Annotated in this window: 20 protein-coding genes; 4 read left to right on the top strand and 16 right to left on the bottom strand. The window is 67.5% G+C overall.

Translation table 11 applies throughout. The features are described from left to right. The 10 genes from ACN2C7_RS03075 to ACN2C7_RS03030 form a co-directional block, all read right to left on the bottom strand. A complete protein-coding gene (locus tag ACN2C7_RS03075; RefSeq protein ID WP_419319771.1) occupies window positions 1–534 on the bottom strand; it encodes a hypothetical protein in 534 nt (177 codons plus the stop codon). 197 nt (window positions 535–731) lie between these two features. Further along, complete coding sequence (locus ACN2C7_RS03070; protein WP_419319770.1) at window positions 732–1,697, bottom strand: NAD(P)H-dependent flavin oxidoreductase; 966 nt, start codon at window positions 1,695–1,697, stop codon at window positions 732–734. A gap of 80 nt (window positions 1,698–1,777) precedes the next feature. Then, complete coding sequence (locus tag ACN2C7_RS03065; RefSeq protein ID WP_419319768.1) at window positions 1,778–1,915, bottom strand: hypothetical protein; 138 nt, start codon at window positions 1,913–1,915, stop codon at window positions 1,778–1,780. Window positions 1,916–2,043: 128 nt separating this feature from the next. Continuing rightward, window positions 2,044–2,826, bottom strand: coding sequence for an SDR family NAD(P)-dependent oxidoreductase (locus tag ACN2C7_RS03060; RefSeq protein WP_419319767.1), 783 nt, complete (start codon window positions 2,824–2,826; stop codon window positions 2,044–2,046). A gap of 69 nt (window positions 2,827–2,895) precedes the next feature. Further along, window positions 2,896–3,669 carry a site-2 protease family protein gene (locus tag ACN2C7_RS03055; RefSeq protein WP_419319765.1) on the bottom strand — a complete coding sequence of 258 codons (774 nt, stop codon included), beginning with the start codon at window positions 3,667–3,669 and terminating at the stop codon, window positions 2,896–2,898. Continuing rightward, window positions 3,666–4,100 (bottom strand): NUDIX hydrolase, encoded by a 435-nt coding sequence (locus tag ACN2C7_RS03050; protein WP_419319764.1) that lies wholly within the window; start codon window positions 4,098–4,100, stop codon window positions 3,666–3,668. Before ACN2C7_RS03050 ends, ACN2C7_RS03055 begins: the two co-directional genes overlap by 4 nt. Next, a complete protein-coding gene (locus ACN2C7_RS03045) occupies window positions 4,097–5,155 on the bottom strand; it encodes a patatin-like phospholipase family protein (protein WP_419319762.1) in 1,059 nt (352 codons plus the stop codon). Before ACN2C7_RS03045 ends, ACN2C7_RS03050 begins: the two co-directional genes overlap by 4 nt. 14 nt (window positions 5,156–5,169) lie before the next feature. Further along, complete coding sequence (locus ACN2C7_RS03040; protein ID WP_419319760.1) at window positions 5,170–5,967, bottom strand: 3-hydroxybutyrate dehydrogenase; 798 nt, start codon at window positions 5,965–5,967, stop codon at window positions 5,170–5,172. A 103-nt stretch (window positions 5,968–6,070) separates the two neighbouring features. After that, window positions 6,071–6,838, bottom strand: a complete 768-nt coding sequence (yaaA, locus tag ACN2C7_RS03035) for a peroxide stress protein YaaA (RefSeq protein WP_419319759.1) — start codon at window positions 6,836–6,838, stop codon at window positions 6,071–6,073. 1,150 nt (window positions 6,839–7,988) lie between these two features. Then, window positions 7,989–8,489 (bottom strand): DUF4304 domain-containing protein, encoded by a 501-nt coding sequence (locus ACN2C7_RS03030; protein WP_419319757.1) that lies wholly within the window; start codon window positions 8,487–8,489, stop codon window positions 7,989–7,991. A gap of 126 nt (window positions 8,490–8,615) precedes the next feature. Here ACN2C7_RS03030 and ACN2C7_RS03025 point away from each other — a divergent pair, with 126 nt between their 5' ends. Continuing rightward, on the top strand, window positions 8,616–8,921 hold the full coding sequence (locus ACN2C7_RS03025) for a hypothetical protein (protein WP_419319756.1): 306 nt from the start codon (window positions 8,616–8,618) through the stop codon (window positions 8,919–8,921). Here the strand turns inward: ACN2C7_RS03025 and ACN2C7_RS03020 are convergent. After that, entirely contained in the window at window positions 8,896–10,305 is a 1,410-nt protein-coding gene (locus ACN2C7_RS03020; RefSeq protein WP_419319755.1) for an FAD-binding oxidoreductase, read from the bottom strand. The two genes, ACN2C7_RS03025 and ACN2C7_RS03020, sit on opposite strands and share 26 nt — an antisense overlap. A 71-nt stretch (window positions 10,306–10,376) precedes the next feature. Between ACN2C7_RS03020 and ACN2C7_RS03015 the strand changes: the two genes are divergently transcribed. Together ACN2C7_RS03015 and ACN2C7_RS03010 are read left to right on the top strand one after the other, a co-directional pair. Further along, complete coding sequence (locus ACN2C7_RS03015) at window positions 10,377–10,661, top strand: type II toxin-antitoxin system VapB family antitoxin (protein ID WP_419319754.1); 285 nt, start codon at window positions 10,377–10,379, stop codon at window positions 10,659–10,661. After that, complete coding sequence (locus ACN2C7_RS03010; protein WP_419319753.1) at window positions 10,658–11,050, top strand: type II toxin-antitoxin system VapC family toxin; 393 nt, start codon at window positions 10,658–10,660, stop codon at window positions 11,048–11,050. Before ACN2C7_RS03015 ends, ACN2C7_RS03010 begins: the two co-directional genes overlap by 4 nt. Here the strand turns inward: ACN2C7_RS03010 and ACN2C7_RS03005 are convergent. Genes ACN2C7_RS03005 through ACN2C7_RS02990 form a run of 4 tightly spaced genes read right to left on the bottom strand, consistent with a single transcriptional unit; the run spans window position 11,047 to window position 14,229 of the window. Continuing rightward, entirely contained in the window at window positions 11,047–11,364 is a 318-nt protein-coding gene (locus ACN2C7_RS03005; protein WP_419319752.1) for a 1-deoxy-D-xylulose-5-phosphate synthase, read from the bottom strand. The genes ACN2C7_RS03010 and ACN2C7_RS03005 overlap by 4 nt on opposite strands. Window positions 11,365–11,370: 6 nt before the next feature. After that, window positions 11,371–12,348 (bottom strand): L-threonylcarbamoyladenylate synthase, encoded by a 978-nt coding sequence (locus ACN2C7_RS03000; protein WP_419319750.1) that lies wholly within the window; start codon window positions 12,346–12,348, stop codon window positions 11,371–11,373. Next, complete coding sequence (locus tag ACN2C7_RS02995; RefSeq protein WP_419319749.1) at window positions 12,276–13,568, bottom strand: YceI family protein; 1,293 nt, start codon at window positions 13,566–13,568, stop codon at window positions 12,276–12,278. The genes ACN2C7_RS03000 and ACN2C7_RS02995 overlap by 73 nt, the downstream gene beginning before the upstream one ends. A 28-nt stretch (window positions 13,569–13,596) precedes the next feature. Next, on the bottom strand, window positions 13,597–14,229 hold the full coding sequence (locus tag ACN2C7_RS02990; RefSeq protein WP_419319748.1) for a YceI family protein: 633 nt from the start codon (window positions 14,227–14,229) through the stop codon (window positions 13,597–13,599). A 182-nt stretch (window positions 14,230–14,411) separates the two neighbouring features. Here ACN2C7_RS02990 and ACN2C7_RS02985 point away from each other — a divergent pair, with 182 nt between their 5' ends. After that, window positions 14,412–16,193: an acyl-CoA dehydrogenase gene (locus ACN2C7_RS02985; RefSeq protein ID WP_419319747.1), complete on the top strand. Its 1,782-nt coding sequence runs from the start codon at window positions 14,412–14,414 to the stop codon at window positions 16,191–16,193. Between the two features lie 133 nt (window positions 16,194–16,326). On the opposite strand, the gene ACN2C7_RS02980 is transcribed toward ACN2C7_RS02985, so the two are convergent. Continuing rightward, complete coding sequence (locus ACN2C7_RS02980) at window positions 16,327–16,809, bottom strand: peroxiredoxin (protein WP_419319746.1); 483 nt, start codon at window positions 16,807–16,809, stop codon at window positions 16,327–16,329. Window positions 16,810–16,839: the final 30 nt, after the last annotated feature.

Below are 16,839 nucleotides of genomic sequence, written 5' to 3'. Positions count from 1 at the left end.
TCAGGCTTCGAGGGCCGACCGCGCCAGCCACGGTTTGACCACGCGCCAGACCTGCAGGGCCGAGGCCACGAAGCCGACGATCGAAGCCACGATCTGGAAGGCGTTCCAGACCGCCGCCACCAGCGGCCCCTCCACCAGCATCGCCACCACCGGATAGATCAACTGGCTGACGACGATCCGGAACTGGGCGTAGGCCTGCGAATATTCGATCACGACCTGGCCGATCGTGGCGATGATCAGCACGGCCAGAACCGGCGACCACAGCAGCGGCAGGATCAGCAGCAGGGCCAGCAGCGTGACGAGGCACTTGGCGATCAGGCTGGCGGTCGAGACCAGGGTCACGCCCACGCCGACCACAACCGCCAGGCCGAGAAGGGCAAAACTGATCGGCAGGACCGTGTCGGCAACCTCGATCAGATCCCGCCCCAGGGCAAAGGTGACAAAGCCGGCGCCGGCCAGGACCAGCACGAAAGACGCCAGCCACAGGGCCCCATACTCGCTGAGCCGCGTTTTGAGGACATAGCCGGTGCGCATGCCGCGTTCTCCGTGGTGCGCTCCAGCCTGCCTTGGAAGCTTCGCCGCGTCGATTGGAAACTAACGCGCCGCCAGCGCGCTATGGCCAAGCACGCTGCACGGTCGCGGAAGATCCATCATGGCGGACAACGATGAAAGCCCGGCGCTGCGCCGCCGCGAACTGGACCGGCTGGCGCCCCATCGGCCCGAGGTCGACCTTACCGATTGAGGGCTGCGATCCGGCTGATCGCGGCGCGGGCCTCGGCGACCAACTGCTCGACGATCACGCCGGCCGGCAGCACCTCGCGAATGCCGCCCGCGCTCTGCCCCATGGCGAAGCATGACTTTTCGGCGTCCAGGCCTTCGATCTGGCCGCCGATGCCGCCCATGGCGCCATTGCGGATCGAGACCATGGCCTGCTGGGGAAAGCCCTGGATGTCAGCGGGGCGCGACTCCCAGTCCTCGACATAGGGGTTCTTCCTCACCCGCATCGGCTTGCCCGAATAGCAGCGGGTGCGAACGGTGTCCTCGTCGGCCGCATCGACCACCGCCTGACGATAGAGGTCGCCGGCATGGGCTTCGGTCGAGGCGATGAACCGCGTGCCCATCCAGACGCCCTGGGCGCCCAGGGCCAGGGCCGCCGCCAGGCCTCGGCCGTCGTGCAGGCCGCCGGCGGCGACCACGGGGATCTTCACGGCGTCCACGGCCTGGGCGACCAGAGGCAGGGTGCCGACCAGACCGGTATGGCCGCCGCCCTCGCCGCCCTGGCAGATCACGGCGTCGCAACCGGCCTGCTCGGCCTTGACCGCATGTTTCACCGCGCCGCAGACGACCATGACCTTCAGGCCCGCCGACTTCAGACGTTCGATGATCGGCATCGGCACGCCCAGACCGGCGATGAAGGACGAGGCGCCCTCGGCGATGATGACCTCGACGCTGTCGGTCAGGGCGTCGGGGGTGGCGGCCAGCAGGTCGACGCCGAACGGCCGGTCGGTCAGGGCGCGGACCTGGCGCATCTGCTCGCGGATGAAGTCGGGCGAGGTGCCGGCCATGCCCAGCACGCCATAGCCGCCGGCGTTCGAAACGGCCGCCGCCAGGGGGGCGTAGGAGACGCCGCCCATGCCGGCCAGCAGGATCGGGTGCTCGATGTCCAGAAGATCGCAAAGGGGCGTATGCAGCGCCATGAAACCCGTCCTCCCATTATTTTCCGGAAGAATGGGCGTCGCCCTGGCCGGCTAGCAAGCGTGCCGCGAGGTCAGCGGGATCAGACCCGGTCGCTGCGCACCGCTTCGGCGGTGGCCTCGGTCGTGAAGAAGCAGGCGGCCATCGCCGTCAGCATCATGGCGATCAGGGCCAGAGCGCCTCGCGGGGGAGCCAGGCTGACGACGTCTTGCGGGGTCATCGTTTCGTTTCCTCGAAAGGCGCCCGGATCTGATGCCCAGGCTGCCCTCCGGAAAAGTCTCTCACCAAGCCGGCGCCTTCGCAAGACCCTTGTGCAGAAGGGTTTTCTTCGACTCCGGAGTCCAGAAATCAGAAGATCGAATAGCCGCCGTCGATGATCAGGGTGTCGCCCGAGTGATAGCTCGAGGCGTCCGAGGCCAGATAGACCGCCATGCCGCCAAAGTCGGCGGGCTCGCCCCAGCGCCGGGCCGGGACCCGGGGAATGACCTTCTCGGCGAAGGCCGAATTGCCCTGGGCGCCGGCCGTCATGTCGGTGGCGATCCAGCCGGGCAGGATGGCGTTGGCGCGAACGCCATAGCGGGCGTGCTCCACAGCCACCGACTTGATCATCGAGATCACCGCGCCCTTGGTCGCCGCATAGGCCTCGTTGCGGGCCGCGCCCTCGATGGCGGCCAGCGAGGCGATGCCGACCAGCGAGCCGCCCGGATCACCCGACTTGGCGCGATCCACCATGTGCCGGCAGGCCTCGCGCAGGGTGAAGAACACGCCGTCCAGATTGACTGCCAGGACCTTGCGATAGGTCTCGGTCTGCATGTCCACGAAGGACGGCGAGCCAAAGCCCACGCCGGCATTGGCGAACACCGAGTCGATCCGGCCCATGGCCTCGACCGCCTCGACCATGGCCTGCGCCACCTGGGTCTCGTCGGAGACATCGACCGTCTGGGCCTTGACCCGCACGCCGTGCTTCAGCAGCTCGCCCTCGGCGATCTGGTTGCGCTCGGCGTTGGAGCCCCAGATGACAATGTCGGCGCCCGCCTGGGCCATCGCGCTGGCCATGCCCAGGCCGATGCCGCGATTGCCGCCGGTGACGAGCGCGACCTTGCCGGCCAGATTGAACGGCGCATAGGCCATGGCGTTTCTCCCTTGAACGTTTGTTTGAAAGAGAAGCGCGAAGCGCCGCCCGGTCAAGTGCCCGCTAGGTCAACCGGCGCTGTCCCAGAAGCGGAAGGCGTCCCAGCCCGCACCCATGGCGTCGAACGAAACGCCCAGCAGCCCCGCCACGGCCCCGGCGAGGCCGAAGATCACGGCGCTGACGCCGGGTACGAAAAAGATCAGGCCAAACAGGATCAGAAAACCGACCAGCTCGACCTTCACTAGCCTGGCGCGGACGCCTTCGGGCAGGAAGGGGCGAATGACGCCATAGCCGTCCAGTCCCGGAACCGGCAGCAGGTTCAGGACCAGGGCGCTGGCCTGCAGAAAGGCCAGCAGCGAGAGGGCGTTGGTCAGGGCCGGCGCGCGGTCGCCAAACAGCGGCAGGACCAGGGCGATCACGATCAGCACGACCAGCGTCCCCAGCGGGCCGGCCAGCGAGGCCAGCGACCGCCAGGTCCGGGTACGCATCAGGTCCTCGCGCAGATAGACCGCCCCGCCCGGAAAGCCGATGCCGCCCAGGGCCAGGGCGATCAGCGGAAAGATCAGGGTGGTCGACAGGTCGGAATATTTCAGCGGGTCGAGGGTCAGATAGCCCTTTCCGACGATGGTGGTGTCGCCAGCCCTGTGCGCGACGAAAGCGTGGCCGAACTCGTGGACGCCCACGCTCAGCACCCAGGCCAGGGCCACGAAGGCGAAGGTCAGGAAGCCGGTGAGGGCCGTGGGGATCGTCAGCGCCCAGCCCAGGGCGACCACGGCGCCGATCAGGATCAGGGCGTTAACGCTGATCCCGTGGCGGGGGGCGGAGGCATCCACAGTGGTCATGCCGCAAACCGCTCATAGGTTTCGGTGATCATCCGCCGGGTCTCGTCCCATTCGACCAGGGCCATGGCTTCCTCGCGGGAGACGAACCGCGCCTCGGCCGCGTCGTCGCCGGCCACCGGCTCGCCCGAGATCCAGCGGGCGGCATAGTCGATCAGGACGTAGTGGCGGGTGATCTCGCCCGGCTTTCCGTCAAGCGAGGGCCTGGCCGGAAACACGCCGTCGATCACGTCGATCAGGCCCAGGATCGTGGCCTCGACGCCGGTCTCTTCCTTCAGTTCGCGCAGGCCGGCGGCGATCGTCGTCTCGCCCAGCTCCATGCGGCCGCCCGGCAGGCTCCACTGGCCAAGCCGGGGCGCCGTGCCGCGCTTGATCAGCAGAACCTGGTCGTCGCGCAGGCAGACGACGCCGACGGTGGGGACAGGGTGGTTCATGGAAATCCGGTCTTCAGGTCGATGCTGGACTTGACGCCGATAAGGGTTCCGCAGTCGTCCAGCCAGGTCTGGGCGGCCGTGCGGCCCCGTTCCTTGAGGTCCAGCAGGAAGCTCCACTCGGTGTTGAACTTGGTCGACAGCGACAGGTCGGCCAGCGGCCCGTCGGCGGTGATGGCGTGGACCAACATCTTGCGATAGCGGCCCTTGGCGGTGTCCTTCAGCAGCCCCTCATCCAGCAGCTTCTGCACGAAGCCGATGGCCCGCAGCTCTGCGGCCAGGGACGAATTGAAGGTAATTTCGTTGAGCCGGTCCATGATTTCGCCCGGCGATTTGGGCGTCTCGTCGCGGACGAAGGGGTTGAGGCTGACGACCAGGATGTCGTCGGGCGTGTCGTCATAGAACAGCGGCCACAGGGGCGGATTGGCCAGAAAGCCGCCGTCCCAATAGGGCTCGCCATCGATCTCGACGGCCTGGAACACCTGCGGCAGGCAAGCGCTGGCCATGATGTGTTTGGCGGTCAGCTCGGTCTCGCGGAAGATCCTGGCCTTGCTCAGCCGCACCGCGGTGGCGGCGATATACAGCTTGATCGGCGAGCGCTGGCGGATCGTCTCGAAGTTCACCGTCGCTTCCAGCACGTCGTGCAGCGGATTGAGGTTGAACGGATTGAATTCGTAGGGCGACAGGCTCATGGCCAGGGTCTCGGCCATGCGCCAGCCGGGGGTGTTTTTCAGCCAGTCGGGGCCGGCGAAGGCCTTGGTCCAGATGGCGGAGTCGCCGAACACGTTCTGGCCGCCGGCCCGGTTCGTGCCCCGCCAGAAGGCCTCCAGCGTCGTGCGAGCCCCGTCGCGGCCGCCCTCGATCAGGCCGTGGGCCAGGCAGACGGCGTTCATCGCCCCGGCCGAGGCGGCGGTCACCGCCTTGATCTCGATATCCTCTTCCTCGAGCAGGCGGTCGAGGATGCCCCATTCAAAGGCCCCGTGCGCCCCGCCGCCCTGCAGGGCCAGACTCAGGGGCCGGGGGCCGGCGGGCTTCTTCCTGAACGGGCCGATGGGCATGACCCGTCCCTTGCCTATTGCGCCACCCAGCCGCCGTCGATCTGGAAGGCGGCGCCGTTGGCCGAGGCCCCGGCGTCGGAAACCAGATACAGCAGCATGCCGGAAAGCTGGTCGAAGGTGACAAATTGCTTGGTCGGCTGGCTGGCCAGGATGACGTCGCGCATGACGGCTTCCTCGCTGATGCCGCGGGCCTTGGCCTGGTCGGCGATCTGGGCCTCGACCAGCGGGGTCTTCACGAAGCCCGGGCAGATGGCGTTGCAGGTGATGCCGAAGGTCGCCACTTCCAGGGCCACCGTCTTGGTCAGGCCCAGGACGCCGTGCTTGGCGGCCACATAGGCCGACTTGAACGGCGAGGCCACCAGGGCGTGGGCCGAGGCGATATTGATGATCCGGCCGCGCCCCTGGGCCTTCATGATCGGCACGGCGGCCTTGGTGGCGTGGAAGGCCGAGGTCAGGTTGATGGCGATGATCTGGTCCCACTTGTCGGTGGGAAAGTCCTCAACCGGGGCCACATGCTGGATGCCGGCATTGTTGATCAGGATGTCCAGCTCGCCGAACTCGGCCTTGGCGGCGCGGACCATGTCGGCGATCTGGTCGGGCTTGGTCATGTCGGCGCCGTTGTACAGCACCTCGACGCCGTGCTTTTCGGCCAGCTCCGAGCGGGTCCGCTCGATGGCGGTCATCTCGCCCAGACCGTTCAGGACGATATTGACGCCCTGGGCGGCCAGCGCATCGGCCATCGCGTGGCCAATGCCGCTGGTCGAGCCTGTGACGATGGCGACCTGGCCCTGCAAACCGAAATCAACGGCCATGGCGACGCGGTTCCTTTAATTGCGACCCTAATATTTGCTGCAGCGCAGCATATAACTCGCCATGACGCAGGGCGAGCGCTTATAAATTCACCGATAGATGAATTCAGGGTTGGGGGCGAGCGAAAACCCAATCGGTGTCGGTCGAGAGCGCGGGACGGAAAGCATAGCCGTCCAGGTCGAAGGCCTTGAGATCCTTGGCCTGCTCGACCCGGTTGTCGATGATGTAACGCGCCATCCGCCCCCGGGCCTTCTTGGCGAAGAAGCCCAGCACCTTGAGCAGACCCGCCTTCTCCTCCTTGAAATGGCAGGTGACGACCGGCAGCTTCAGGGCCTTGGCGTCGACGGCCCCGAAATATTCCTGGCTGGCCAGGTTCACCAGGGTCTTGTCGGCGTGGCCTTCGGCGGCGTCGTTGAGGGTCTGGGCGATGGTCTCGCCCCAGAAGTCGTAGAGGTTGGCCCCGCGCTTGGTCTTCAGCCGCGTGCCCATCTCCAGGCGATAGGGCTGCAGGGCGTCCAGCGGCCGCAGCACGCCATACAGGCCCGACAGGATGCGCAGATGGTCCTGGGCCCAGTCCAGGGCCGCCCGGTCCAGCTCGCGCGCCGCCAGACCGCCATAGACGTCGCCATTGAAGGCGATCACGGCCTGCAGGCCGTCCTCGACCTGCGGATCGAAGGCCTGGAACCGCTCGCGGTTCAGGTCGGCCAGCTTTTCGGAGATGTGCATCAGCCGGCGCAGATCAGCGGCGGTCAGCTTGCGCGTCACCTTGGCCAGCTCGGCGATCCTGTCCTTCAGCTCGGGCGTGGTCAGCGGCAGCACCTGATCGGGCGCGGTGAAGTCCAGCGACTTGGCGGGGGAGATGACCATCAGCATGGGCGGGAGATAGAGTGTCCTGACCGGGATCGCTAGCGGGAGGTTGGGGATTGATGGTTACTGGCCCCCTCCTGACCTGCTTCGCAGGTCGTCCTCCCCCGTAGGGGGAAGACGAGGTCGGCGCGGTTCATCTTCCCCCTCCGGGGGAAGACGGTCGCGAAGCGACCCGTAGGGGGCAAGTCTGGCGGACACGGCTTCTCAGCCTCACGCGGCATGAGCCACTGAGTTCGTTGGGGAGGCGCGAAGCGGCCGGGACGAACCCGGATGACCGTGATGTGTGTTTTGCGTTTCGGCTCGACCTGTCCGCTTCGCAGAAGCTGTTCTTGCGTGAGGATTGGGCCAAGCGAGCGTGTTTCAGCTCTGATACCCAAGAGCCCCCGTACGGGCGCGCATCCCGTCGATCGGCGAACCGTCTCGACGCCGACGATGTGCGATAGGCGGGTTTACGATCCCTCGCCCTCTTCGACCCGCGTTCACCCGGCCGACGAGCCACTCAGCGTTTGCGCCGTCCTTCTGAGACAGCCCGCACACCTCGACCCACCTTCCAGGGCGTCGCGGCCCCGCTCAGCTCCATCCCCATCGCCGCTTTGGGCCGGTACCAGGCGCCCTCCCCCTGCGACGGGGACAGCACTGATTATGCGGGAGGTTTGAGCGCCGAGGATTGGCGCGATCAACTATTTTATAGAGCGTTGATTTGGTTAGGGTTTGTTCCGGAAAGAACGGGGATTGAGCGCCCTCTATCCCCGTGCTGGCCGTAAAGCCCTCCCCCTGAAGGGGGAGGCGGCCGGAGGCCGGTGGGGGAAGACCCCTCCGACTCAGCAGCACTACCCCCTCCGATCACTTCGTGATCGCCTCCCCCTTCAGGGAGAGGACTTGGGAGCGCGCCCCCTTCGCGCCGAAGGGAGCCATCCTTAAATCTCACGGCGAGACGATCGCCGGTCTGACCAGGTTGCTCAAGGACGGCCCCTGCGGGGCCGCCGCGCAGCGGCGACGCGAGAGCGTCGTCCTTGACCAACCTGGTCAGACCGGCACGCTGCAGCCTTCAAGAGATTTAAGGATGACCGGGACGCGGGGCGTCCGCTTTTGGGCATTGAGCCAAAGACTGCTTTCGACCCAAATCGGACGTTGGCAACTGGCCTATTGACGGCGTTCAGCCGGCCTTGAGCTCTTGAAGAAAACGCCGACGCTGACCATCGGTAAGTCCGGGAGATTGACCGCTCTCCCAGAGAGCGATCAGCTTGGCGTCGTCAGCGTGGTTGATCAGAAACTGCGCAGCCAACTCCAGCGGTTTGGCAAGATCGGTGAGCAGTGCGGCTGGGTCGCTTGCCGCCTTCAGTTCCCACCACTTGTCTGTGGGCTCGATCAAGAATTCGCCGATCCGTTCGCTAAGATGGGCGTACATTACCCCGGCCTTGGTGATGTCGGGACCTTCTTCGCGGAGGAGGCGGCCGGAGACAACGGCGATGTTGAAGGTGAAGCGGATCGTGTCGTTGCTGCTGAACTGACTACGTTGAGCCGAGATGAGGGCTGCGTTTCCGGACGACATACGTCGAAAGGTCGTCCCGCTTTTGCTGAAACCAAAGGGCTTCAAAAGATCGGCAACGCCCTTCAGAAGCGCCTTGAAGCTTTGTTCTATATCGTCGCTAGCCATGAACGCCCCAGTGAGCCCTCAGGCGAAAATAGCTCACTAGCGTCCGACTTCCACCCCTTCCCGAATACCGGAAAGTCCGCTCCCCGCCCCTCGACGCCGCCCCGCCTGCCCGCTATCCCGCCCCCCATGACACCCCAAGCCCTCGCCCACCTGGCCGCCCTCGCCTGGCCGATCCCGATGGTCGTCGCGCTGATCCTGGTCGCCGCGACACGAACCCTGCGGTTTCGCGTCCTGTGGTGTCTGGTCAGCCTGATCGGCGTCGGGGCGTTCTGGATGCAGATCGACACGGGCCGCTGGGGCTTTATTCCGCTGGCCATCAACCTGCTGGGCCCCGGCCACATGGCCGGCTTCCACAAGGCGGTGATCCCGCTGGGCGCGGTGGTCGCGATCGTGGCGGCGCTGCGGGCTAGAACAAAACCCGCGGGTTCATGATCCGCTGCGGATCCAGCGCTGAACGGATGGCCCGCAGGGCGGCGACCTCGACCGGATCCTTGTAGCCGAGCGCCTCGGCCGTCTTCATCGCCCCCAGGCCGTGCTCGGCGCTGATCGAGCCGTTCAGGCTGGCGGTGATGTCGTGGACGATCTTCGCGCCGGCGTCACGCAGGGCCTCGTGGGCGTCCTCGTCGCCGCCGACGGGGCGCAGCACGTCATAGTGGACATTGCCGTCGCCGACATGGCCGAAGGCGACGATCCGCGTGCCTGGATAAGCGCTGGCGAGGGCCGCGTCGGCGCGCGCGATGAAGACCGGGATCTTGGAGACCGGCACGCTGACATCGTGCTTCCAGGCGGCGCCTTCCGGCTTCTGGCCGGCCGAATGGCCTTCGCGGATATGCCAGAAGGCCTTCATCTGGGTTTCTGTCTGGGCGACGGCCGCGTCGCTGATCAGGCCGCGCTCCAGGGCGCTGGTCAGCAGGCGCTCCAGCGCCGCCTCGGCCGCGCCCGGCTCGCCGCTGGCGATCTCGATCAGCACGTACCAGGGATGGATCGACGGCAGCGGATCGCGCAGGCCCGGCACGTTGCGCACGGTCAGCTCAAAGCCCAGCCGGCCCATCAGCTCGAAGGCCTCGACCGCCCCGCCCGTCTCGTCCTTGGCCCGGGCCAGCAGCTGGATGGCGTCTTCCGGCGAGCCGAGGCCGACAATGGCGACGGCGCGCGAGGCCAGCAGCGGGTGCAGCTTCAGGCTGGCGGCGGTGACCACGCCCAGCGTGCCCTCGGCCCCGATCAGCAGCTGCTTGAGGTCGTAGCCGGTATTGTCCTTGCGCAGCCGCTTGAGGCCCTTCCAGATCTCGCCATTGGGCAACACCGCCTCCAGGCCCAGCACCTGCTCGCGCATCATGCCGTAGCGCAGCACAGCCGTGCCGCCGGCATTGGTCGAGATCAGGCCGCCGATGGTGCAGGAGCCTTCCGAGGCCACGCCCACCGTGAAGCGCCGACCCACGCTGGCCGCCTGGGCATGGGCTTGCGACAGGGTGACGCCAGCCTCCAGCACCATGACGTCGTCCAGGCCGTCGACATCGCGCACGGCCCGCAGCTTCTCGGTGGAGAGCAGGATCTCGCCCTGCGGGATCTGGCCCGCCACCAGTCCGGTATTGCCGCCCTGCGGGGTGATGGCCACGCCGTCGGCGGCGCAGATGCCGACCACGGCGGCGACCTCGCCCGTCGTGCGCGGCATCACCAGCAGCGGCGTCTCGCCCCGCCAGCGGCCGCGCCATTCGACCAGCTTGGGCTCGAGGCGGGCGGGGTCTTCACTCCAGCCGCCCTCGCCGAGCACGGCCTTGAGGCGGGACAGGGTATCGGCGGGAACGGGCTTGGTCATGGGGCGGGAGGATACGCTTTTGGAGCGGGCCAGAATAGGATATACTTGGGTATATACCGCCGGAGCCTGCCATGGGCATCTTCATCAAGAACCCAGAGACCGAGAAGATCGTTCGTGAGATCGCCGCCCTGCGCGGCACGACGATCACTGGCGCAATCGACGCCCTGGCGCGCGAGGCCCTGGAGCGCGAGCAGCCGAAGGTTCGCAAGCGGACTCTGGAAGAGATGCGCGCGGCTACTGAGGCATTTCGGCGCGTCACGGGACTCGACAAGGAGCCGCTGCCGCTACGCCCGATGACGAAGGCTGACTGGGATGCGCTTTGGCCGACCGGCATTCCCGAGATCGACGACGCATGACCCTGGTCGTGGATGCCTCGGCCCTCGTCGCGATTGCTCGGCACGAAGCCGGCTACGAGATTCTGGAGGAGGCGCTGTCAAAGGCTGACCAAGCCTTCGCGACGACAGTCAACATCATGGAGGCGGGACTGGTTCTTGTCCTTCGCGACGCTCGTTTCACAGCTGAGGGCTTTCAAGCCTGGCTGCACTCTCAGAACGTGGTTGAGACCCAGATCGTGGAAGCCGGGGCCGCCCTCGACGCCTATATGCGTTGGGGCAAGGGCGTCCATCGCGCCGGACTCAACATGGGCGACTGCTTCGCCTACGCCCTGGCCAAGACCCTCGACGCGCCGCTGCTCTACAAGGGCGACGACTTCCCGCTCACCGACGTGCGTTCGGCGCTGGACTAGCCCAGGTCGGGATCGGGAATGCCCCGGATCTTGCTCCAGTATTCCTCGCGCGCGTCGTCGTCGATCACGGCCGGGTCGCCTGCGCCCTTGTAGAGCCGGTCGCCGCCGTCCTTGCGGGCCTTGGCGATCCAGAAGGGCTGGCCGGTCTCGATGTCGCGGAAATTGGCCTTCAGGCCCGAATTGCGCAGGGCCTCGAACGAGCGGCCGGCATAGTAGAGAGTCTCGCCGGTCTTGGACGACCCCACCCGGCCGATGCGGGCGGGACCGTTCAGGCCCTTGGACTTGTCCTCGAGGTACATGATCTTGAATTTCATCGGCCTCTATCCCACGAACCCGGCCGCGCGTCTAAGCCGGTCATTGATCGCCTCGCCCAGGCCTTCCTGAGGAATGGCCGCCACGGCGATGCCGACGGGTTTGGTCCGATCGGCGGCGCGTAGGAACGAGAACAGGTTGGCGGCGGCCTCGCTGAGCAGGCCGCCCGGGCTGAGATTGAAAACCCTCTCCCCGTCCGGCCACGGACCAAAGGCCAGGAACGCCTCGCCGGCTTGGGGCGCAGCCGCATCGATGCGCACCGGCGCGTCGGGGGCATAGTGCAGGGCCAGGCGGCCCGGCGAGCGTTTGGCGTCGTCCTCGGCTTCGGCCAAGGGACCGACCACGGCCTCGAGCTGGGCGCGGGTCACGGCGCCGGGGCGCAGCAGGCGCGGCGGGCCGTCCAGCACGGCGACGACGGTGGATTCCAGCCCGACCTCGCAGGGGCCGCCGTCCAGGGTGACGGCGCAGGCCGCGCCGGTCTCGCCGAAGGCGTCGTCATAGGTAGTGGGGCTGGGCCGGCCCGAGCGGTTGGCCGAAGGTGCGACGACGGGTCCGCCGAACGCCGCCAGCACCGCGCGGGCCAGCGGATGGCCGGGCACGCGGATGGCCACGGTGTCGAGCCCGGCGCGGGCCAGATCGCAAACCGCCGAAGTGTCGCGGATCGGGGCGACCAGGGTCAGCGGCCCCGGCCAGAAGGCCCGGGCGAGGGCCATGGCCCGTTCGTCGAAGACAGCGATCCGCGCGGCGGTCTCGATATCGGCCACATGGGCGATCAGCGGGTTGAAGCGCGGCCGGCCCTTGGCCTCGAAGATCGCCGCCACGGCCGTTGGATTGGCCGCGTCGGCGCCCAGGCCATAGACGGTCTCGGTGGGCAGCAGCACGAGCCGGCCGGCGGCCAGGGCGCGCGCGGCCTCTACGACTTGCGCGTCGCCTTCAGGGAGAAGCTGACCTTCACCTTGGCCGCGATCTGATCCGTGCTCGCCCATTCGCCCTGTCCGACCCCGAACATCGTCCGGTCGAGGGTGGTTACACCGCGCGCCGTGGCCGTGTCGCCGGCGATCTTCAGGCTGAACGGCAGGCTGAGCGGCTTCTTGACGCCGCGCAGCTCCAGGGTCCCGTCAGCGATATAGCGGCCCTCGCCGGTCTTGCGGAACCTGGCAGCCGTGAACGTCGCCTTGGGGTGGCTGGCGCTGTCGAAGAAGTCGCCGCTGGGCAGGCTCTCGTCGCGCTGGGCGTCGCCGGTCTGGGCCGAGGCCGTGTCGATGCTGACGGTCAGCTTCGAGCGGTCCAGGGCCTCGGGCGAAAACAGGATGTCGGCGGACCAGCGGGTGAAGCTGCCCTCCAGGGCGTCGCCCGACCATGTGGCGGTGAAGCCGAGCTTGCCGCCCTTGGCCACCGTCCAGGCCACGGGGTCCTTCAGGGCCGGATCCGCGACCGGCGCGGCGGCGGCCTCGGCCGGCGTCGCCGCAGCCTCCGGCGCAGCGGGCGCGGCGACCGGCGCGAGCGGCGCGTCAACAGGCTCCTCGGCGACCGCGGGCGCGGCCACCGGCTTGACGGCGGGGGTGTAGAGATAACCGGCGGCGATCACCGCCGCGAGGCCGGCGGCGGCCAGCCAGGCGCGCGGCTCTTTCCAGCCCGGTTTGGCGCCGGGCGTCATGTGGCTGAACACCGCGTCGCGATCGAGAATCTGGTGCTTGGCCACCGCGCCCAGGTGCAGCAGCAGCAGCAGATAGGTGGTCTTGACCAGCACGCCGTGGCCGATCTCGCCGATCTCGTGCCAGACGTGCTTGGCGCCGTCCGCGAGGTCGGGCAGCAGCGGCAGATGCGGCCAGGGAACGACCCCGAACAGCAGGGTCGGGATGTTGGTCTTGCTGGCCGAGACCAGGATCCAGCCCGTCAGCGGCAGGCCGATCATGATCACATAGAAGCCCCAGTGCACCACGTGCGAGGCGATACGCTCCCAGTTGGGCTGGCCCACCGGCGGCGGCGGCGACGTGTGGGTCAGCTTCCAGGCCAGCCGGAACAGGCTGAGCAGCAGGATGGTGATCCCGATCGACTTGTGCAGCTGGAAGAGGGCGAAGGTCTCCGGTCCCTTGGGACCGTCCCCCGCCCTCCAGCCCAGGATGATCTGGAAGATGATGGCCGCGGCGATCAGCCAGTGAATGACGATCGCCACCGTCGTGTAGCGCGTGCGTGTCGCGGCCATCAGGCTCTCCAGATCCGGTCTGATCAGACTACTTCTTGTCGAACTCGACTTCGATGTTCAGCGTCACGTCATCGCCGACCAGCGGAACATACTTGGAAACGCCGAATTCCGAACGCTTGATCGTGGTCGAGGCCGAGAAGCCCGTCTTGACGCTGCCGGGCATGAAGCTGCCGCCGACGCCGTTGAAGGTGACGTCCAGAACCACCGGCTTGGTCACGCCATGGAAGGTCAGATCGCCCGTGACCTTGCCGGTCTTGCCGTCGCCCACATCGACCTTGGTCGAGACGAAGGTGATGGTCGGATATTTGGCCGTTTCCAGCCAGCCGTCGCCGGCCAGTTCCTTGTTGAACTTCAGGCCGAAGGCGTCGGCGCCCGTCGAGGTGTCGATCGAGGCGGGGTCGACCGTAACGCTGATCTTAGAGGCTTCCGGCGCCTTGGGATCATAGGTGAAGCTGGCGTCCAGCTTGGTAAAGCGCAGGGTGTAGTTGGAGAAACCCATGTGGCTGAGCTTGGCGGTCAGCACGGCGTGGGTCTTGTCGAGCACATAGTTGCCGGCCGGCAGGTCGGCAGGCTTGGTCGAGCTGACACCCGGCGCGGCCAGGGCGGCGGGCGCCGTGATCAGCGCGGCGGCGAGCGCGGCGTAGGCGAAGGGACGGGCCATGGGTCGAAATCTCCAAACTGTGATTGCAGCAGTTACGATTGCCTCGACTTAAGAAGTCCAGCGCAAGGATAAAGGGCTGCAACATCACGAAGCCGTGACTTCTTGAACGAACGTCGCGCCAGCTTGGCCCCGCCGCCGCGCGCGCCTAAACAGAACACCGATAATCTGGAGCCTCGCCGTTCATGACCTACCGCGCCCCTGTCCGTGACATCGCTTTTTCGCTGCGGCACGCGGCCGGCTTTGATCGCCTTTCCGACGCCTTTCCCGACGCCGACGCCGACACGGTCCAGGCTGTGCTGGAAGGGGCCGGGGCCCTGGCCGGCGACATCCTGGCCCCGCTGAACCGCCAGGGCGATCTGGTCGGCGCGAAACTGGAGAACGGCATGGTCCGCGCCGCGCCGGGCTTTGGCGAGGCCTATCGGCAGTTCGCCCAGGGCGGCTGGAACGGCCTGGCGGCCGATCCTGACCATGGCGGCCAGGGCCTGCCCAAGAGCCTGGAGGTCGGCGTCTTCGAGATGTTCCAGGCCGCCAACATGGCCTTTGGCCTGTGTCCCATGCTGACCCTGGGGGCCATCGAGGCCCTGGCCCACCACGGCTCGGAGCGCCAGAAGAGCCTGTATCTGCCGCGTCTGGTCTCGGGCGAATGGACCGGCACCATGAACCTGACCGAACCGCAGGCCGGCTCGGACCTGGCGGCGATCACCACCATGGCCACGCCGGATGGCGACGGCGGCTACACCCTGTCGGGCCAGAAGATCTACATCACCTGGGGCGACCACGACGTCGCCGACAATATCGTCCACCTGATCATCGCCCGCACGCCGGACGCGCCTCCCGGCGTGAAGGGCATCTCGCTGTTCCTGGCGCCAAAGGTCCTGGTCGGCGAGGACGGAAGCCTGGGCGCGGCCAACGCCGTGCGGGCCGGCGGACTGGAGCACAAGCTGGGCATCCACGGCTCGCCCACCTGCGTGATGCTGTTCGAGGGCGCCAAGGCCGAGCTGGTCGGCGAGCTGGGCAAGGGCCTGGCCCATATGTTCACGATGATGAACGCCGCCCGCCTGCAGGTCGGCGCCCAGGGCGTCGCCATCGCCGAGCGCGCCTATCAGCAGGCGCTGGCTTTCTCGCTGGAGCGCCGCCAGGGCCGCTCGGCCTGGACCGGCGAAAACGCGGCCCGCCTGTTCGACCATCCCGACGTGCGCCGCACCCTGATGCTGATGAAGGCCCGCATCGAAGCGGCGCGGGGCATCTGCCTGTCCACCGGCGTCGCCGCCGACCTGGCCACCCATGGCGCCACCGAGGACCAGCGCGTCGCCGCCAAGCTGCGCGAGGAACTGCTGACCCCGATCGCCAAGGCTTGGTCGACCGACATGGGCGTCGAGGTCGCCTCGCAGGGCGTGCAGATTCACGGCGGCATGGGCTTTGTCGAGGAAACCGGCGCGGCCCAGCACTATCGCGACGCCCGCATCGCCCCGATCTATGAGGGCACCAACGGCATCCAGGCCATCGACCTGGTCGGCCGCAAGCTGAGCCTTGGCGAAGGCCAGGCGATCGGCGACCTGATGGACGATATCCGCGACACGATCGACGCCCTGAACGCGGCCGCCGATCCGGCCTTGGGCACGATGGCCAGAAGACTGGAGACCGCCCTGGTCGCCGCCAGCGCCGCCACGGCCTGGCTGATCGAGCGCCGGGCACGGGCCATGCCCGACGCGCTGTCGGGCGCCACGGCCTATCTGAAACTGCTGGGCGATGTGGTCGGCGGCTGGATGCTGGCCAAGGGCGCCCTGGCGGCCTCGGCGGCCATCGCGACCGGCGGCGGCGACGCCGGCTGGCTCTCGACGCGGCTGGCCCTGGCGCGGATCTATGCCGAGGCGGTGCTGGCCCAGGTTCCGGGGCAGGTCGCGGGGGTGATGATCGGGGCGGCGGATTTCGAAGCGACGACGCCGGAGATGCTGGGGGCTTAGTCGGGATCGATAGATGCTCCCCCTTTGGGGGAGCTGTCGGCGAAGCCGACTGAGGGGGCTAGTGCGGCCTAGGCCGTGCTGGCCCCCTCCGGCCCTCCGGGCCACCTCCCCCAGAGGGGGAGGAGCTTGAACCCTACAGCTGACCCAGCATATAGTCCGCCGACGAGACCTTGAACTCACCGCCCTCTTCGACGTTCAGCGAGGTCACGACGCCGTCCTTGGCGATCAGCGAATAGCGCTGCGAGCGCGAGCCCATGCCGAACTTGGAGCCGTCGAAGTCCAGGCCCACGGCGCGGGTGAAGTCGCCGTTGCCGTCGGCCAGCAGCATCACTTCGTCGGTGATGCCCTGGTCCTTGCCCCAGGCCTTCATCACGAACAGGTCGTTGACCGAGACGCAGGCGATCGTATCGACGCCCTTGGCCTTGAACTCGGCGGCGTGGTCCTTGAAGCCCGGCAGGTGCTTGGCCGAGCAAGTGGGGGTGAAGGCGCCGGGAACGGCGAACAGGGCGACGGTCTTGCCCTTGAACAGGTCGTCAGTGGTGACCGGCGCAGGGCCTTCGGCCGTGCTGGTCATGAAAGTCGCCGCAGGAAGCGTATCGCCAACCTTGATCGTCATGGGCTTGGTCCTGTCCTTTGAGAGTGCGCA

Source organism: Caulobacter sp. ErkDOM-E, assembly GCF_048541895.1.
Taxonomy (GTDB): Bacteria; Pseudomonadota; Alphaproteobacteria; order Caulobacterales; family Caulobacteraceae; genus Caulobacter.
Note: the sequence above shows the minus strand (reverse complement) of the source record. Positions and strands in the feature narration are given on the sequence as shown.

Bases quoted from the DNA above. Each gene is read 5' to 3' on its own strand.
- ACN2C7_RS03075 (WP_419319771.1), bottom strand. From the start codon at position 534: ATGCGCACCGGCTATGTCCTCAAAACGCGGCTCAGCGAGTATGGGGCC.
- ACN2C7_RS03005 (WP_419319752.1), bottom strand. From the start codon at position 11,364: ATGAAATTCAAGATCATGTACCTCGAGGACAAGTCCAAGGGCCTGAAC.
- ACN2C7_RS03070 (WP_419319770.1), bottom strand. From the start codon at position 1,697: ATGGCGCTGCATACGCCCCTTTGCGATCTTCTGGACATCGAGCACCCG.
- yaaA (WP_419319759.1), bottom strand. From the start codon at position 6,838: ATGCTGATGGTCATCTCCCCCGCCAAGTCGCTGGACTTCACCGCGCCC.
- ACN2C7_RS03020 (WP_419319755.1), bottom strand. From the start codon at position 10,305: ATGACCAAGCCCGTTCCCGCCGATACCCTGTCCCGCCTCAAGGCCGTG.
- ACN2C7_RS03000 (WP_419319750.1), bottom strand. From the start codon at position 12,348: ATGGGCGAGCACGGATCAGATCGCGGCCAAGGTGAAGGTCAGCTTCTC.
- ACN2C7_RS03040 (WP_419319760.1), bottom strand. From the start codon at position 5,967: ATGGCCGTTGATTTCGGTTTGCAGGGCCAGGTCGCCATCGTCACAGGC.
- ACN2C7_RS03010 (WP_419319753.1), top strand. From the start codon at position 10,658: ATGACCCTGGTCGTGGATGCCTCGGCCCTCGTCGCGATTGCTCGGCAC.
- ACN2C7_RS02990 (WP_419319748.1), bottom strand. From the start codon at position 14,229: ATGGCCCGTCCCTTCGCCTACGCCGCGCTCGCCGCCGCGCTGATCACG.
- ACN2C7_RS03025 (WP_419319756.1), top strand. From the start codon at position 8,616: ATGACACCCCAAGCCCTCGCCCACCTGGCCGCCCTCGCCTGGCCGATC.
- ACN2C7_RS03050 (WP_419319764.1), bottom strand. From the start codon at position 4,100: ATGAACCACCCTGTCCCCACCGTCGGCGTCGTCTGCCTGCGCGACGAC.
- ACN2C7_RS03015 (WP_419319754.1), top strand. From the start codon at position 10,377: ATGGGCATCTTCATCAAGAACCCAGAGACCGAGAAGATCGTTCGTGAG.
- ACN2C7_RS03045 (WP_419319762.1), bottom strand. From the start codon at position 5,155: ATGCCCATCGGCCCGTTCAGGAAGAAGCCCGCCGGCCCCCGGCCCCTG.
- ACN2C7_RS03060 (WP_419319767.1), bottom strand. From the start codon at position 2,826: ATGGCCTATGCGCCGTTCAATCTGGCCGGCAAGGTCGCGCTCGTCACC.
- ACN2C7_RS03065 (WP_419319768.1), bottom strand. From the start codon at position 1,915: ATGACCCCGCAAGACGTCGTCAGCCTGGCTCCCCCGCGAGGCGCTCTG.
- ACN2C7_RS02995 (WP_419319749.1), bottom strand. From the start codon at position 13,568: ATGGCCGCGACACGCACGCGCTACACGACGGTGGCGATCGTCATTCAC.
- ACN2C7_RS03030 (WP_419319757.1), bottom strand. From the start codon at position 8,489: ATGGCTAGCGACGATATAGAACAAAGCTTCAAGGCGCTTCTGAAGGGC.
- ACN2C7_RS02985 (WP_419319747.1), top strand. From the start codon at position 14,412: ATGACCTACCGCGCCCCTGTCCGTGACATCGCTTTTTCGCTGCGGCAC.
- ACN2C7_RS03055 (WP_419319765.1), bottom strand. From the start codon at position 3,669: ATGACCACTGTGGATGCCTCCGCCCCCCGCCACGGGATCAGCGTTAAC.
- ACN2C7_RS02980 (WP_419319746.1), bottom strand. From the start codon at position 16,809: ATGACGATCAAGGTTGGCGATACGCTTCCTGCGGCGACTTTCATGACC.